Origin of the sequence: Streptomyces aurantiacus (assembly GCF_001418335.1) — a bacterium.
Lineage (GTDB): Bacteria > Actinomycetota > Actinomycetes > Streptomycetales > Streptomycetaceae > Streptomyces > Streptomyces aurantiacus.
The window spans coordinates 1-15584 of the sequence record NZ_LIPP01000266.1; the positions used below are offsets into that span (position 1 = coordinate 1).

The following is a 15584-nucleotide window of genomic DNA, read 5'->3' on the forward strand; positions in this document are numbered from 1 at the left end:
GGGTGAGGCTGAGGGCATGTCGGAACATCCTGTAGTACTCGTGCATCCGCCGCGCGGCGACGGCGGCCGGCGTGTGACGGTCCACGGCGAGGCGATCGGCACCGCCATGAACCTCGTGGACGTCGTCGAGTTCCTGCGCCGGGCCGGGCTGGAGTTCGACGAGAACGAGGTCGTGGTGTCGCCGCTCATCGAGTGGCGCGGCGGCAGCCCCTCGTACTGGGGGCCGGAACCACGCCGCTGACCCGCGCGGCGCGGGCCGACGCTCAGCGGCCGGCCGACAGCCCTCGTACGTAGGCGGCCTGGCCCACGTGCTGCAGGTCGTCGGAGGCCACGCTGACCAGGCGGACGCTCAGGGTGACGGGCGGAGACCAGTTCTCGTCGACGACGCGGTCCAGGTCGTCGGCGCGCAGGCCGCGCAGGGCTCCCAGCGTCTGCTCGTGGACGGCGTCGTAGTAGCCGACCAGCAGGTCCCCCGAGTCCACCCGGACCTTGCCGACCTTCTGCGGCGTGTGGCCGTAACCCGTGTCGGTGTGGGGGAGCGCCAACGCGAAGCGGTCCGCCCAACCGTCGGACACCCAGACCTGCTTGAGGCCGAAGGCGTCGGCGATGTGGTCGTCCTGGACCCGGGTGAGGTGCCAGACGAGCCAGCTGATCGAGTTGGCGTGGTCGTCGGGGCGGGCGTTGAGATCGTCGGGCGAGAGGCCGTCGACGACGGCGTGCACCTCCTCCTGGATGCGGCCGTAGGTCTCGATCAGGACGTCCTTGGCGTGCATGGGTTCCTCCGCGCTCTCCGTGGGGCACCTGTCCCCGCCAGTGTCCCCCGTGGCGCCGCCGAGTGCCTCAGTGCCAGCCGGAGTACGAGCCCGAGTACGAACCCGAGTACGAACCCGAGTGCGAACCGGAGAACGGCTCCTCGCAGAGCTTGAACACGGGCTCGCGGCGTACCGGATCCGCCGGCGTGGTGAGCTGGACCCGGTCGCCGGTGCGGATCGCGACCAGCGGCCCGGAAACCCGGCCCCGGACGGTGAAACCCTCCGCGAGCTCGACGAGCGACACGTTGCGCGCGCCCGGAGTGTTGCGCTGCACGACAGTCGTGTGGCGGACGACTCCGAGCCCCGCGCTGCGCTCCGTGCGCAGATCGCTGCCCGCGCAGACCGGGCAGAGCAGCCGGTGGAACATGCTGGTCCCGCACCAGCGGCAACGCTGGTAGAAGAGCACTTCCTCGACGGCTTCCGCGGGCGTCGCCGCCTCCGGGTCGAGTACGCCCGTCGTGGTCCCGCTTCGTCGGTGGAACACGATGTCATCTCCCTGCGCCTGGCCGGAATCCGAAGGTGCGCGGCGCGCCGCGCACAGCCTCAGGTTATGGCACGCAGTGTCACAGGTAAAGGCACTCAGTACCCTTAATCAGTCGGAATCGCGGCCGAGCGCGGTCTCGATCTCCTGGACGACCCGCCACAGCGGTGCGCCGCGCCGCGAGACGACCACGACCACGTCGTCGTCCCGGTCCGCGTGCCGGTCCGCGTCCCGGCCCGTGTTCCTGTCCTCGGCCCTGCTCGCGTCCGATCCCGGTTCGCGTGCCGGTTCGCGCGTCGGGTCGGCGCCGGGTGCGTGGTCCGGCCCGAACGCCTGCTGGACGTGGGTGAGGGCGTGGTCCACCTCGGCCCTCGCGTCGCTCCGGCCGCCCGAACGCAGCCAGGACCGCAGCCCGTTGTTGTGCGCGGCGACCACGGCGGCGGCGATGACGTCGGCCCGCAGTGTCCCGTCGCGCAGGCCCGCGAAGCGCCCGCGCAGATACTCGGCCAGCGCCCGCTCGTACCGCCAGACGACCGAGAGTTCGTATGTCCGCAGCCCCGGGACCTTTCTGGTGAGGCGGTAGCGCTGGACGGAGAACGCCGGGTTCTCGGCGTACATGCGCAGGACCAGGCGCGCGGCGTCGCAGACCCGCCCCACCGGCTCGTGCGTGGGGCCGCTGTCGCGCAGGAAGGCGGTCATCTCCGCCAGGCAGCCTTCGTGGTCCGGGAAGACCACGTCCTCCTTGGACGGGAAGTACCGGAAGAAGGACCGGCGTCCGACGCCCGCCAGGGCCACGATGTCGTCCACGGTGGTCTCCTCGTACCCCCGCTCCACGAACAGCTGGAACGCCGCCGCCACGAGGGACTCCCGCATCGGCGGCTTCGGGTTCGTCACGTCGGCCGCCCGGCCGGGACGCGGTGCCTCGCTCATGGTGGGGAACCTAGCACCGGACGAGAGACCGATGGCACTCAGTGTGCTCCGAACAGGGAACTGAGTGCCATGGGGCATCGGATGCGGAGGTGAATCCGGTCGGCTCAGTGGGCCTGGCGTGCGATCTGGCTCTCCACGAGTGCCTGCGTGATGACCCGGACGCCCCGGGCGATGTGGTTCAGCTGCGTGAGCTCGGCCGCGTACAGCTTGATCGTGTGCTCGATGACGGACTCCGGCATGCCCATGGCGGGCAGTTCGGCCCGAGCGCTGTGCAGCGCGGTGCGTACGACCCGGATCTCCTGCTGGAGCTGGATCTGCGCGTGGCGGGCGAGCAGGACGGGCTGACGGATCAGCAGCGGATAGCTGCCGTAGCGGGCCGGTACCAGCTCGCGCAGCCACTTGGCCGCCGATCGTTCCCAGTCACGGTTGCCGGGCGTCTTGACCTGACAGGGCCAGTCCGTGCTGATGGGCGAGTAGGTCAAGGACATGGGTATCGCTTCCGAGGTGGCCGGCGGGCGGTTCTGGTCGTTCTTGGCGGCCCCGGCCCAGGGGATTGACCGGGGCCGCCACGGGCGTGCGTGAGCAGTACCCGTTCGGTGCGCCCGGGTCGGTGCGAGAAGGAGCGCCGTTCCCGGGCCGAGCGGGAACCCACCGGATCCCGATCAGCCAGAAGTATTCATATATACCGTCTGGTATTGCAAGGGTATGAAAAAATTCATGTGCCGGAACGGCCGAATCTCGCCTTGCGGGACGCTGTCACCGCGTACCGAGGAGGCCGGTGGGGAGGTCCAGTGGTGAGGTCAGTCCTTCAGGAAGAAGGCGTGCTCGTCCGCGACCTGCTCGTAGTCCTCCAGGCGGGCCTGCGTGCGCTCCGGGTCGGCGTCGGTCATGGCTTGAAGCAGAGCCGCGGAGAGTATGACCGGCGCGGCGTACGAGTCGAAGACGAGCCGTGAACCGGTGCCGGTCGCGAAGACGACGTCGGCCTCGTCGGCCAGCGGCCCAAGCCCGAGATCGGTGACCAGGGCGACGCGCAGACCGGCCCGCCGGGCGACCCGCATGGCCGTCAGTGTCTCGTGCGCGTGCCGGGGCATGGTGAAGGCCAGCACCCACGTACCGCCCGCCTCGCGCGACTGGAGCAGGGCGTCGTAGGCGACGCTGCCGCCCCGGGTCACCAGCCGGACGTCGGGGTGGATGCGCCGGGCGGCGTACGCGAAGTACTCGGCCAGCGACCCGGAGATCCGCAGCCCCAGGACGGTGAGCGGAGCCGACCGCGACAGGGCGCGGCCGGTCTCGATGACCTGCTCCGGGTCGGCGAAGTCGCGGCGCAGGTTCTCCAGGTTGTCGATCTCCGCGTCGACGGCGGCCTGGAGTTCGTTGGGCCGGGCCTCCTCGGCGGCGTCGGGTGTGCTGGCGAGTTTGCTGAGCGCGATCGACTGGAGGCGTTCGCGCAGGGCGGGGTAACCGCTGAAGCCGACGGCCGTCGCGAAGCGGGTCACCGAGGGCTGGCTCACGCCCACGCGCTCCGCGAGATCCGTGATCGACAGGAAGGCCGCCTCGGTGATGTGCTCGATCAGGTACTGGGCGATGCGGCGCTGTCCGGGAGAGAGCCGGGGGCGGTCGAACAGGGCCCGCAGCCGGGTCGTGGGAGCGGCCTCCGCCTCCGGGAGCGGTTTCCCCGCACTGATCGCGGACGCCTGCGCGCGGGCCTGCTGCGGCGATGGCACCGGTGCGCCTCCTTCGTGTCCCACTGCGGTCAACATAGCTCACAGGAAGGGGCGTCGGGCGGGCAGTCGCCCATGGTCACGGAGCCCCGCGGCCGGACGCCGGACGACCTGACACGGTCCGGCTCAGGCCCTAGCTCGCGTCCGTGATGTGAATGCGTTCGCCCTGCTGCCCGTAGATGGCGATGGTCTCCGCCGGTATGTCGTTCCGGGCGTTGCCGATCCAGTGAGGTTCGTCGGTGTCGAACTCCGCCGCCTCGCCCGCCGTGAGTTCCGTCCGGGTGCCGGTGAGGACGAACTGGACCGTCCCCCGGAGCACGTAGAACCACTCCCGGCCGGGATGCGTGTGGAATTCCGGCGGCGGGAGCTGCGAAACCGGGGGATAGATCACCTTGTACGCCCGTAGCCCGCCCGTTTTCATGCCCAGCGGCACGAAGGTCAGACCGTGCTTGCGGAAGGGGCGCAGATGGACCCGTGGATCGCCGGTGGCCGGTGCGGCCACGAGTTCGTCGAGCGGTACGGCGTAGGCGCGGGCAAGTGGCAGGAGCTGTTCCAGCGTGGGACGCAAGTGGCCGCGTTCGAGCCGGGAGATGGTGCTCGGCGTGAGGCCGGTGCGTTCCGCGAGATCGGCGAGGGTGAGACCGAGAGTCGTGCGGAAGCGCCGCAGCCGCGGGCCGACGTTCTCCAGTACCGCTTGGTCTTCCGTCACCGGCGGGCTCCCTGAGACAGCGTGTGTTTTGCGGTTCTGCAAAAAAGAATACTGATCCGCAAGGCTGCGTCTGACGATCGCGGCATGACACTGACTCGAAGCCGGAGCCGCTCGCACCGCCGGCGCCTCGTTCTCGGAGCCGGCGCACTGGCCGTCTCGCTCACGGTGGGCAGCACTGCCGGATGGCACACGCCCGACGGGAGGGGGAGCGGGAGCAGGAGCGGAACCGGGGTCGCCGCTGCGACGAAGCACGACACCGAGTTCAACGCGACGTTCAGGCACGCGTTCGCGGAGGTCCGCGGTGTGCGCATGCACTACGTCACGGGCGGCCACGGCCCGGCACTGGTGCTGCTGCACGGCTGGCCGCAGACCTGGTACGGGTGGCGCGAGATCATGCCGGCTCTCGCCGACCACCACACCGTGTACGCGCTCGACCTCCCCGGCCTCGGCGACAGCAAGGGAAGCCCGGCGAGCTTCGACAAGAAGACCCTGGCGCGTTACGTCCACGGTCTGCTGCGTGACCGGATCGGACTCGACAGCTTCGACCTGATCGCACACGACCTCGGCGGCGGAGTCGGATTCCAGTACGTTTCACAGTTCCCCGAGCAGGTGGACTCCTACGTGCACATGGACTACCCGCTTCCCGGGCGGAAGCTGTCCGCCGCCCGGTACCGGACCTTCTCCTGGCACATGGCCTTCAACAGTCAGCGGGCGATCCCCGAGAAACTCGTCGACAACCCGAGCGACGTACGCGAGTACCTCACGGCGTTCTACCCGCAGGTCGCCTACGGCGGAGCGGCGTTCGGCGGCACGAGGACGCGGTCCCCGTTCACCGCGGCGGAAATCAACGAGTACGTCCGCACGTACAGCCGCCCGGACGTCCTGCGAGCGGGATTCGAGCTCTACCGGAGCCTGGACGACGACGAGCGTGACAACGCCGCAGCCGTCCGTGCGGACACCCCTACGCTGCTCCTCACGGCGACCGGTTCGCTCGCCGCCACCCGGCCGACCCTGACGCCGATGCTGAGTGACATCACGCGCGCGGTCGAGATTCCCGCGTCGGGGCACTGGCTCGCCGAGGAGAACCCCGCGGCCGTGGTGCGCGAGATCCTGTCGTTCACCGCCGGGAAGGGCCGGTAGATTCGGGGTACCCGCGCCCTGGCATGATCGGGCGTATGGCTGAACGCGTAATCGCCGCGTGTGACGGGGCGTCGAAAGGAAACCCAGGCCCCGCCGGCTGGGCCTGGGTCGTCGGGGACGGAACGGGAACGCCCACCGAGTGGGAGGCGGGACCGCTCGGCACCGCGACCAACAACGTCGCCGAACTGACAGCGCTGGAGCGGCTGTTGACGGCAGTGGACCCCGAGGTGCCGCTGGAGATCCGGATGGACTCCCAGTACGCGATGAAGGCGGTCACCACCTGGCTTCCGGGCTGGAAGCGCAAGGGCTGGAAGACGGCGGCGGGCAAGCCCGTGGCCAACCAGGAACTCGTCGTACGGATCGACGAGCTGCTCGGCGGCCGCTCGGTGGAGTTCCGGTACGTGCCCGCGCACCAGGTCGACGGCGACCCCCTCAACGACTTCGCGGACCGGGCGGCGAGCCAGGCCGCGTTCGTACAGAAGCCGGCGGGCAGCGGGCAGGGCTCTCCGGAACCGCCGAAATCCGCGGCGGTCAAGAAGGCGGCGCCCCCGAAGAAGCGCACGCCGTCCTCGCCGTCCTCTTCGGCGTCCTCCTCTTCCGCGCGGTCCTCGGCCTCGTCCTCCTCACGCACGCTGAAGGCCAAGTTCCCCGGCCGGTGCCGCTGTGGCCGCTCGTACACGGCCGGCGAGACCATCGCGAAGAACGCCGAGGGCTGGGGCCACCCGGAGTGCCGCACGGAGGCCTAGTAACGGGGGCCTGGTACCGGGGCCGGGCTGTTTCCCTCCCGGATGCGAAACGCGCCGCCTGCGGTGACCCTTGATACGTAGGGGTGAACTGATCAGGAGGATGACTCATGTCCGTTATGGACAAGATCAAGGGCATGCTGAAGGGCCACCCGGAGCAGACGAGCAAGGGTATCGACAAGGCCGGCGATGTCATCGACGAGAGGACCAAGGGCAAGTACAGCCGTCACGTGGACACCGGCCAGGACAAGCTCAAGGACCAGTTCGGATCGGGTCGCAACGACCGGCCGCCGCGGTCCTGACCACCGCCGCAGTCACGCACAGGCGGCGGGGCACACCCCGCCGCCGCTACGGGCCGGTCCTCTCGGGGGGCCGGCCTTTTCCACGCCGAAGGGTCAGTGTCCACGGGAGTTCGAGGGGCGGCAGGTGACCGTGGGACCGGCCAGCATGCCTCCCGTGTAGAGGCTCTGGCCCCGGGGCATCCAGTAGCCCAGCTTCGAGACGACGCTCGTGCAGGCGTCCGCGACCCTGGCGTGCACGACCACCGTCGAGGGCCGGCCCGGCTGGAGGTCGGTGAGGGCACAGTCCAGGGCGTACATGCTGCGGGCCTTCGACGGATGGCGGCCGGTGAGCGGATTGACGCAGCGGGCGTCGGACGTGGTCAGCTCCACTCCCGAGGCCTCCTCCCCGATGAGCCCGAAGCGGGCGCTTCCGTCGCCCGCGTCGCTCTCGCGCGAGACCGTGTACGTCAGCGTGGTCGACGAGCGCGGTCGCAGGGTGTGCCGGTCGACCTCGACGCGGTGCGTGGGGACGGGCTTCGGATCGGTGAGGGTCAGGGTGGTGCGAACCGTTCCCCGCAGGTCGACCCCGGCGGGCGACGAGCGGACGTGCACCGTGCCGCTGACCTCGTACGTGCCGGGTTCCGGGGTCTCCCTGCCGCCGGGCAGCGGGCCCGTGGCGACGGTCCGGCCGTTACGCCGCAGGGTCCAGGTGCCCGAGGTCAGACAGGCGTACCGGACGGAGCTGCCGGTGCGCCGGCAGGTGGCCGGGGCCGACAGCGACGTGCCCGCGCCGCCGCCGCTCGCGCAGAGACCGACCACGGCCCGCTGGCCGCCCGGCCCCTTCAGGGTGCCCGCGGGGGAACAGACGGTCGACGGTCCTGATGGCTGGGGCCGGGGCGCCGCCCCCGTCGGCTGGGCCACGGCGGTCAAGCCCGCGGCGGCCAGTACGGCCGCCGCGGTCAGCAACAGGGGTGTCCTACGTGTCCTACGTGTCCTACGGGGTGTGGGGCGTACCGGCACGGGGTTCCTCCTCCTCGCGGCGGCGAACGGCCGGGCGCCGATCGCGTGCGTCGAGGAGAGGATGGGGGAGCAGCCGGGTGCCGGCTCGTTCCCACGCCGGGCGGCACGGGCGCAGCCACCCGTGCGGCGCCGAGCTCCCGGCCGGGACCCGGCGCCGCCGCAAGAAGCCGTCTCCGGCCGTCTCCGGCCGTGGGTGGCCGTGTCCGGCCGTGGGTGGCTCGTCAGTCCGCGTCGACGCCGTTGGTGCAGGCGGCCCCCGGCTCCGGGGTCTGCGCGCCCTGCACGTACTTCGTCAGGAACTGCTGGACCCGCGGGTCGGACGCCTTCTCCACGGTCAGCTGCTTGCCCCACGCCGACAGCATGAGGGCGCCGGCCTGATCCCGCACCGGACTCATCAGCGTGTACGGGGTCTTGGCGACCTTGTCGGCGAGCGTCTTCACGTCGGCGTCCGCCGCCTTGTCGTTGTACGTGATCCAGACCGCGCCGTGCTCCAGCGAGTGCACCGCGTTCTCGTTCGGTATCGCCTTCGTGTAGACCGAGCCGTCACAGGTCATCCACGCCTGGTCGTGGTCGCCGCCGACCGGTGGGTTCATCGGGTACGACACGGACTTCGCGACGTGGTTCTGGGTCAGCTTCTTCGCGTTCCAGGACTTCTCGCCCTTGACGGGCTTCTTCGCGGCTGCCTGCTGCCGCTCGTCCTTGTCGTTCGCGTTGTCGACGTAGTACGCGCCGAATCCGACGAGCCCGGCGACGATGACCGTGCTGACCGCGATGGTCAGGATGCGGCCTCTGCGTTCGCGGGCCTTCTCGGCGCGGCGCATCTCCTCGATGCGCGCCTTGCGGGCCAGGGAGGCGGACTTCTTGCTGGACTTGCTCATGGGAATGCGTTCCTTGTCCCCGCCGCGCCGGATCGTTCGGGCGGCGGTGGGTGCGGGATCGGACGGACGTCGTCGGGCGGACGTCGGTCTAGATCCGCTGCACCTGGAGGACGTGCAGGTCCGGAGCCCCGCGCGTGGGCGGCAGCACGGGAGCGCGCCGCGCCGCGGCCGGGCGGGCCACGACCGGCAGCTGCGGCGCCGTCGCGGGGAGGTGATGGGCCCCCACCGGCAGCACGGCCCGCGCCTCCCGGGTGGGCAGGCCGCAGCACTGGTCGTGCTCGGCGGGGGAGCCCAGCCGTTCGTGGGCGACGGAGACGGTGACCACCGGTACGGAGGGCGGGGCCGCCCGGCCGTGCGACGGCACATATCCCAGGCACGCCACCAGCACCGCGAGAAGCACGGCCACCAACACCGGGATCAGCACGGCCGGCGCAGGGCACAGCACCGCGGCCCGCGTGCCGCGGCGCGCTCGCTGTGGTGTCCGGCTGCTCATCACGGTGATGGTATGCGGCGCCTGTGACAGCGCTGCCGGGACCCCGGGGAACGCCGCGCGCCGGCAACGCTCCCCGGTCCGACGGTCAGGTCCTGACCTGTACGAGGGCGTGCGTCCCGCTCGTGCGCCAGGCCGCCGCGCCCGCGTCCAGCTCCTCCAGGGTGCTGGGCGCGAGGCCGGTCACGACGTCCGACTTGAGCGTCCGCAGCGCCGCCACCGGACCGGGGAAGTACGCGGTGGCCTCGGCGAACGGCGTGGTGGCCGGCCAGTGCCGGTCGCCCACCAGGCGGCGGTAGTTGAGGTCGCCCTTCATGACGGTGAGCGTGGCGGACGCGAAGTCCTCCCGGAGGTCGGCGGGCATCAGGTCGTAGGGGCGCGGCGCGCAGGAGAACGCGTGGGTGCGCAGGATCAGCCGTCCGTCGCCGACGGCCTGCCGCAGCCGTTCGCCGGCCGCCGCCGCGTGGCCGGACGCTCCGGTCAGCCGGTCGAGGCAGGCGAGGGTGTCGGCGGTGGTGGCGTCGGAGACGTAGTACGGGTACGGCTTGAGGTGCAGGACGACGGAGGTGGCCCGCCCGGTCGTCAGCAGATGGTCGGCGAGGACCAGGTCGGGGAGCAGTTCGGGGCCGGCGTTGTCGGCGACGAGACAGACCCTGCCGGGCCGGCCGGCCGCGAGGACCTCCCACAGCGTGTGTGAGTCGTCGACGACGAGACCCCGCACCCGGTCGGCCAACCCGGCCTCCCCTGCGGACAGTTGGAAGCCGAGGTCGGCGCGGTTGCCCCAGAGGGAGGAGAGCAGGAGCGTGCGGTCCCGCTCCTGCGGGGTGAGCCCGGGGAGGCGGTCGAGCGCCGACAGTTCGTCGTCGACCTCGGCGCCGGCGAGTTCGGCGTTCTTGAAGGGGGCGAAAGGGTCGATGCCGAGCCAGGGGCCGGGGGTGAAGTGGCGCAGGGCGGCCAGGAGTCTGCGGTAGAAGAAGCTCTCCGCCCAGAGGAACGGCACGTCCGCCCACCGCTGTCCGTAGTACGGCTCGTCCCGCCAGCGCTCGGCGCCCGGTTCGCCGTCGTCCAGCGGCTCGATGAACCCCTTGGTGATCTCGTCGAGGAGGGCGTCCAGTGCCCGCTGCCGCGCGGGTGGGTACGGGGTGGCCCGCCGTACCCGCTCGATGAGGGCCGGGTGCCGCTCGTCCAGCACACTGCGGGCGAAGGAGCCCGGGGTGCCGACGACGACGGGGGCTCGGTCGGTGTGGTGACTGGGGCGCGTCATGCCCCCAGTAAACCGCCCCTGAGGTCGGCTGCGGCGCGGGCAGTCGTACGGGTGGCCGGGGCGGCCGGGCCGCCGTCAGCCCCAGCTCTGCGAGTACTGGTTGCGGTAGCGCTTGCGGCCCCGTTCCGAACGGATCCGCAGTGCCACCAGCGCGAGCAGACTCCCCGCGATGACGAACAGCCCGGGGCCGAGGTTCCGGTATTCCCCGAGCCGGTCAAGGGCCGAGGCGGCGCTGTCGGTCTGCCCCTCGGGAGCCGTGTCCACCGGACCCACGGCCCCCGGCAGGGCCGCGCCACCGGGAGCGGCCGAGGACGTGCCGGGCGGTACCGCCGCGCCCGCGCCGCTGCCCGCGCTGCCGGTGGTCCCGGCCGAGGGGGTGGCCTGACCGGCCGCTCCGGGGGCGGTCGCCAGTTTCACGCCGAGCGAGTCCAGCGCCTTGGTCACCGGCTGGAAGAACGTCGTACCGCCGTTCCTGCAGTCCCCGCTGCCGCCCGAGGTGACGCCCAGGGCCAGCCCGTCGGCGAACATCGGGCCGCCGCTGTCGCCCGGTTCGGCGCACACCGTGGTCTCGATGAGTCCGGTGACCGTGCCCTGCGGGTAGTTGACCGTCGCGTTCAACCCCGTCACCTGGCCGGACTGGAGGCCGGTCGTGCTGCCGCTGCGGAAGACCTTCTGGCCGACGGCCGGGTCGGACGCCCCGACGATCCGTATGCCCTGGCCGTTGCCGACGGCCACGACGTCGGCGCCGCTGAGGGCGGCGGTGGAGTCGTACCGCACGAGGGAGAAGTCACCGCCGGGGAACGAGCCGGAGACCGTGGAGCCGATCTGCTTCGTTCCCTGCTGGTCCGAGAACCACGTCGTGCCCACGGGGCCGCAGTGGCCGGCCGTGAGGATGAAGTTGTTCTGCCCGTTCGTCACGTTGAAGCCCGCCGAACAGCGTCCCGAGCCGGCGAAGAGCGCGTCGGCGCCGTTCAGCCGCGGAGTGAACGTGCCGTCCGTCCGTTCCATGCGTACGGACTTGCCGATGCCCTCGGCGACCTCGGTCAGCCGCGCCCACGCGGCCGCGGAGACCGTGCTGTCGGCGCGCACCACCACCTGGTTCGTCGCGTAGTCCATCGCCCAGGAGGTGCCGGCCACCTTGGGCGCGCCCTTGAGCGTCTCGGTGGCGGACTTGAGATCCCGCATGGTGTGGCGGACGACCTTGGCGACGGCGCCGGCCTCGCGTACGTCGGCCGCCGCCTTCTCGTCGGTCACCGCGACGACCGGGCGCCCCTGGGCGTCGATCCAGCTGCCCGCCGTGCGCGAGGTGCCCAGTTCGGCGACCAGTTCCTGGCCCGTCCGTGCGGCCCTGGTCTCGGCGTTCGGTGTATTCGGAGGATTCGCGTCGTCCGACGTCTCGCTCGCCATGGCCTGCGTGACCATCAGCCCTCCGCAGGCCAGCCCGCCGATGGCGGCGAACCGTGCGATTCGCTGAACATTCCGTCGTGCATGCCTCATCCACGGCTCCCGTGCGACTGTCCTGACACAGCGTCACCCCTGCGGGCGCTCCCGCTGGGTGTACGCCCTCCTCCAGTACGTGCCGTCGCGCGGTCCGGTTCACCGAGCCGCCCGGCCGTTCGGAGTCGGCGAGAACCCGCCGGTCGCCCGAGCCGCGCTTTTGCCGAAACGGCAATATCCCTCGGCCCCTCGCCGTGGGCGCCTCCATGATCGGTATCAGCGGATCCACCCAAGGAGGACATATGTCGCAGGACGCCACCCCGTTCACCCCGGCGGACGCCCGGCACCGACTGGTCGACGTGCCCGGTGGCCGCATCCACCTGGTCGAGCAGGGCACCGGCCCGCTGGTCCTGCTGGTCCACGGCTTTCCCGAGCTCTGGCACTCGTGGCGCCACCAGCTTCCGGCACTCGCCGCGGCGGGCTACCGCGCGGTGGCCATCGACGTACGCGGCTACGGGCGCTCCTCGGCACCCGACGCCGTGGAGGCGTACCGGATCGGGGCCCACGTCGAGGACAACGTGGCGGTCGTCCGCGCGCTCGGCGAGGAGACCGCCGTGATCGTCGGCCACGACTGGGGCTCGACCATCGCCGCCGACTCCGCGCTGCTCAGGCCGGACGTCTTCACCGCCGTCGGGCTGTTCGGGGTGCCGTACACGCCACGTGGCGGGATGCGGCCGACCGACGCCTTCGCCATGATCGGCGGGGACGAGGAGTTCTACGTCAGCCACTTCCAGCAGCCCGGCCGGGCCGAGGCGGAGATCGAGCAGGACGTACGGGGCTGGCTGTCAGGCTTCTACGCCACGCTGGCCGGCGACACGAAGCCGGCGTCGGGAGAGGGCGCGGTCTTCTTCGTACCGAAGGGCGGCAAGCTCTCCGACCGGTTCGTGACGGACCGACCTTCCTGGCTCACGGACGAGGAACTGGACTTCTGCGCCGCCGAGTTCGAGCGGACCGGTTTCACGGGCGCGCTCAACCGCTACCGCACCATGGACCGCGACTGGGAGGACCTCGCCGACCAGGACGGCGCTCCCGTCACCCAGCCGTCGCTGTTCGTCGCCGGTGAACTGGACGCGTCCATCGCCTGGCTGGCCGACGCGATCAAGGCGTTTCCCAGCACCCTCCCCGGCCTGGTCTCCTCACACCTCCTGGAGGGCTGCGGCCACTGGGTCCAGCAGGAACGCCCCGACGAGGTCAACCGGCTCCTGACCGCCTGGCTGAATTCCCTCGACGGCCCGACGACGACACAAGGCCCGACTCGTACGCGATGACGACGAGCCGCACCCGGTCGGTGATGCCGCCGAGGCCGTGGGCGCGGGGGCCGCGGACACCGGGCGGACACCGGGCGGGCGGTCGGTGAACTCCCACGCCCTGCCGGCCGGCACGTGGAACCGGCCGGCGGCCGTCGGCCACCAGCCGGTCGCCCACCCGTCGACGGCCGGCGGGGCGTGGACCGTCCACGCGGTCCGGGCCCTGGTCGAGACCCTCGTCACTGTGGCCTGTACGCAGCGACGCGCCCCATGACGGCGGGCGGCGACCCCGGCACCGACAGGATGCGGGCTCAGACGCGGTGCGCGGGGTCCGTCGTCCGCGTGAGATGGGCGAAGACCACGACATTGCTCTGGTAGCCGCCGGACTGCCGGTCGTACACCCCGCCACAGGTGATCAGCCGCAGCTCCGGACGCTTCCTGGCGCCGTACACCTCCTGACTGGGGAAGCGCGCCTTCTCGTACTGGCGGACGGCGTCCACCGTGTAGACGGCGGTTCGGCCGTCGGCGCGCAGGGCCTCGACGAGCCCGCCGGGCTTGAGCGTGCTCAGGCCGGCGAACACGGCGGGTCCGGTGCGGGTGTCCAGATGGCCGACCATCACGGCGGTTCCCGCCTCTCCGGGCGAGGGCCCGCCCTCGTACCAGCCGGCCAGTCCGGGCTGGTCGAGCGGCGGGGCGGTGAGCTGCTGCCGCCGGTCCAGGCCCAGTCCGACGACCGGCGCCCGCAGGCCGAGGAACGGGATGCTCAGGGTGGTGGGCCTGGACCGCGGGAGCGGTTGGAGTGACCACCGTGGCGGGGAAGGCCGCGGTGGCTGGGATGTCCGCGGGGGTGGGAGTGGCCGCGGGGGTCGAGAGGCCGACGGCGGTTGCGAAGGCCGTTGCGGCGGAGGTGTCCGCGGCGGTGGGGATGTCCGTGGTGGCCGCGGCGGCGGGCTCGGACGGCGGACGGGGGATCGTTCGGGAACAGGGCTGCGCCGAGGCTCCGGTGTCGTGGAGGCGGGCGGACCCGGGGACGCCTTCGCGTCCCCGGACTCCACCGCCGAGGCGGCGGTCGGCCCCACGGGCCGACCGTCGTCCTCGGCCCACCAGATGCCGCCCATCACCAGCGAGAACGCCAGGACCACCGTTCTCGCCAGGCGGTAGGCACGCGTGCGGTACCAGGGCCTTGGCGCGTGCCTACGCGGCACCGTCGGGCCGGCGACGCAGCGTCCGGAAGTAGACGAAGCCGGACACGCCGACCAGTCCCACCGCTCCGGCGGCCGCGGCCGTCGAGACGGTCGGCGTGTCGGCGAGACCGCCGCCGCCCGCGGGCACCGGGCCCTTGGGAGCCGCCGGCTTGGCGTCCTGCTTGCCCGTCGCGTCCTGCTTGCAGTTGACCTTGAAGGGCTTCTCCTTGCCCGCCCCGGTCCCGCCCACGGGCTTCCAGGTGAGCTTGTAGTCGCCGTCGGGCAGCGCCAGCGTGTCCGTGTAGCCGGTGCCGGTGGGCAGGGCGAGGGTGCCGTTGAGCGTGGCCTTGGCCGAGGTCGCCGGCTGTGGCTCGATGAGCCAGGTGATCCCCGTGACCCCGACCCCTTCGAAGTTGACGGCGGAGAGGTAGAACTTGCAGACCTCCGTCTCGCTGCGCTGGTCGGTGGGCGACGCCGACTCCGAGTGGATCTTTACGTCGCCGCTGTCGACGGGGGTGGCGTAGGCGGCCGGTGCCCCGAGGAGGGCGGCGCCCGCGAGGGCGGCCGTGGTGAGGGCCGCGGCGCCGGTGCGGGCGCCGACGGAACGGGAGAGTGGTGAGGCGGGCATGCGAAATCCTCCGAGTGGAATGATTGTCGTACAAATCGGTTGTGCACCTGACTCTCTTTCACATCCGGAAGGGGGAAACGCGGCGCATCGCTGATGGCGCGTCAGAGTTCCCCCGTCCGGCCCAGCGTTCCGGCGCTCGGGGGCGGCCCTGTCGTATTTCTGCGGGACAACGGAAAGGATCGTTGACGCGGTCGTGGCGCGGTGCCAACGTCTCGCACCAGTCCTCCCGGCCGGCCGGGATCCGGGGTGGCGTCCCTTCGGACACCACCCGTTCCACAGCTCATCGAGGCGAACGGAGGACTTGTCGTCATGTCAACAGCCAGTGGAGACCCGACCACGGGGACGGCCGACTTCTCGGCGGCGCCCCTGGCCGACGCATCCGTCCCGGAAGAGTGGGAGAACGGCCAGGACACCCTCCGAGACGGAAGCGCCACCGAAACCGGCGAGGCGGAACAGCGCCCGGCCACACAGCGCCCTGCCACCGGTGAAGCGACCGTACGCGCCGAGTCGGGTGCGGCCCTCCCGGCCACCCCGGCCATGCCCGCGGCTCTCCCGGCCC

The 15584-nt window shown here is 71.7% G+C and carries 20 protein-coding genes and 1 pseudogene; 8 read left to right on the plus strand and 13 right to left on the minus strand.

Annotated features, from left to right (window positions below; all coding sequences use genetic code 11):
• On the plus strand, nt 1-241 hold a 241-nt coding region (locus tag AOK01_RS30155), incomplete at its 5' end, for a hypothetical protein (protein WP_342671076.1).
• A gap of 22 nt (nt 242-263) precedes the next feature.
• Here the strand turns inward: AOK01_RS30155 and AOK01_RS30160 are convergent.
• The 6 genes from AOK01_RS30160 to AOK01_RS30185 all read right to left on the minus strand — a co-directional run bounded on the left by AOK01_RS30160 (nt 264) and on the right by AOK01_RS30185 (nt 4653).
• Nucleotides 264-773: a mycothiol transferase gene (locus AOK01_RS30160; protein ID WP_055517221.1), complete on the minus strand. Its 510-nt coding sequence runs from the start codon at nt 771-773 to the stop codon at nt 264-266.
• A gap of 67 nt (nt 774-840) precedes the next feature.
• On the minus strand, nt 841-1296 hold the full coding sequence (locus AOK01_RS30165; RefSeq protein ID WP_169800165.1) for a Zn-ribbon domain-containing OB-fold protein: 456 nt from the start codon (nt 1294-1296) through the stop codon (nt 841-843).
• Nucleotides 1297-1404: 108 nt separating this feature from the next.
• Nucleotides 1405-2166, minus strand: coding sequence for a TetR family transcriptional regulator (locus tag AOK01_RS30170; protein WP_079103877.1), 762 nt, complete (start codon nt 2164-2166; stop codon nt 1405-1407).
• Nucleotides 2167-2327: 161 nt separating this feature from the next.
• Nucleotides 2328-2711 (minus strand): hypothetical protein, encoded by a 384-nt coding sequence (locus AOK01_RS30175; protein WP_213862171.1) that lies wholly within the window; start codon nt 2709-2711, stop codon nt 2328-2330.
• A gap of 312 nt (nt 2712-3023) precedes the next feature.
• Nucleotides 3024-3971, minus strand: coding sequence for a MurR/RpiR family transcriptional regulator (locus AOK01_RS30180; protein WP_107099956.1), 948 nt, complete (start codon nt 3969-3971; stop codon nt 3024-3026).
• 106 nt (nt 3972-4077) lie between these two features.
• A complete protein-coding gene (locus AOK01_RS30185) occupies nt 4078-4653 on the minus strand; it encodes a helix-turn-helix domain-containing protein (protein ID WP_107099957.1) in 576 nt (191 codons plus the stop codon).
• An 84-nt stretch (nt 4654-4737) separates the two neighbouring features.
• Here AOK01_RS30185 and AOK01_RS30190 point away from each other — a divergent pair, with 84 nt between their 5' ends.
• The 3 genes from AOK01_RS30190 to AOK01_RS30200 all read left to right on the plus strand — a co-directional run bounded on the left by AOK01_RS30190 (nt 4738) and on the right by AOK01_RS30200 (nt 6838).
• Nucleotides 4738-5793, plus strand: a complete 1056-nt coding sequence (locus AOK01_RS30190) for an alpha/beta fold hydrolase (RefSeq protein ID WP_055517231.1) — start codon at nt 4738-4740, stop codon at nt 5791-5793.
• A 23-nt stretch (nt 5794-5816) separates the two neighbouring features.
• Nucleotides 5817-6539: a ribonuclease H family protein gene (locus AOK01_RS30195; RefSeq protein ID WP_055517233.1), complete on the plus strand. Its 723-nt coding sequence runs from the start codon at nt 5817-5819 to the stop codon at nt 6537-6539.
• Nucleotides 6540-6646: 107 nt separating this feature from the next.
• Nucleotides 6647-6838, plus strand: a complete 192-nt coding sequence (locus AOK01_RS30200) for an antitoxin (RefSeq protein WP_055517235.1) — start codon at nt 6647-6649, stop codon at nt 6836-6838.
• Nucleotides 6839-6931: 93 nt separating this feature from the next.
• Here AOK01_RS30200 and AOK01_RS30205 read toward each other — a convergent pair whose 3' ends face one another.
• From AOK01_RS30205 to AOK01_RS30225, 5 genes are all read right to left on the minus strand, one after another.
• A complete protein-coding gene (locus tag AOK01_RS30205; protein WP_245702474.1) occupies nt 6932-7783 on the minus strand; it encodes a hypothetical protein in 852 nt (283 codons plus the stop codon).
• A 275-nt stretch (nt 7784-8058) separates the two neighbouring features.
• A complete protein-coding gene (locus AOK01_RS30210; RefSeq protein WP_055517237.1) occupies nt 8059-8715 on the minus strand; it encodes a thioredoxin-like domain-containing protein in 657 nt (218 codons plus the stop codon).
• 88 nt (nt 8716-8803) lie between these two features.
• On the minus strand, nt 8804-9208 hold the full coding sequence (locus tag AOK01_RS30215) for a hypothetical protein (RefSeq protein WP_063792890.1): 405 nt from the start codon (nt 9206-9208) through the stop codon (nt 8804-8806).
• A gap of 85 nt (nt 9209-9293) precedes the next feature.
• A complete protein-coding gene (locus tag AOK01_RS30220; protein ID WP_055517240.1) occupies nt 9294-10469 on the minus strand; it encodes a damage-control phosphatase ARMT1 family protein in 1176 nt (391 codons plus the stop codon).
• A 75-nt stretch (nt 10470-10544) separates the two neighbouring features.
• Entirely contained in the window at nt 10545-11966 is a 1422-nt protein-coding gene (locus AOK01_RS30225; RefSeq protein ID WP_055517242.1) for a S1 family peptidase, read from the minus strand.
• 242 nt (nt 11967-12208) lie between these two features.
• On the opposite strand from AOK01_RS30225, the gene AOK01_RS30230 reads away from it, so the two are divergent.
• A complete protein-coding gene (locus tag AOK01_RS30230) occupies nt 12209-13234 on the plus strand; it encodes an alpha/beta fold hydrolase (RefSeq protein WP_055517244.1) in 1026 nt (341 codons plus the stop codon).
• Nucleotides 13235-13319: 85 nt separating this feature from the next.
• Complete coding sequence (locus AOK01_RS30235; RefSeq protein WP_157871541.1) at nt 13320-13487, plus strand: hypothetical protein; 168 nt, start codon at nt 13320-13322, stop codon at nt 13485-13487.
• A 37-nt stretch (nt 13488-13524) separates the two neighbouring features.
• Here AOK01_RS30235 and AOK01_RS46665 read toward each other — a convergent pair whose 3' ends face one another.
• On the minus strand, nt 13525-14292 hold the full coding sequence (locus AOK01_RS46665; RefSeq protein WP_245702475.1) for a class F sortase: 768 nt from the start codon (nt 14290-14292) through the stop codon (nt 13525-13527).
• Here AOK01_RS46665 and AOK01_RS45485 point away from each other — a divergent pair.
• Entirely contained in the window at nt 14222-14374 is a 153-nt protein-coding gene (locus AOK01_RS45485) for a hypothetical protein (protein ID WP_245702476.1), read from the plus strand. The two genes, AOK01_RS46665 and AOK01_RS45485, sit on opposite strands and share 71 nt — an antisense overlap.
• Before the next feature lie 33 nt (nt 14375-14407).
• On the opposite strand, the gene AOK01_RS30245 is transcribed toward AOK01_RS45485, so the two are convergent.
• Nucleotides 14408-15025, minus strand: coding sequence for a hypothetical protein (locus AOK01_RS30245; protein ID WP_055517250.1), 618 nt, complete (start codon nt 15023-15025; stop codon nt 14408-14410).
• Between the two features lie 309 nt (nt 15026-15334).
• Here AOK01_RS30245 and AOK01_RS30250 point away from each other — a divergent pair.
• Nucleotides 15335-15584, plus strand: a pseudogene (locus tag AOK01_RS30250) (hypothetical protein); the annotation flags it as partial.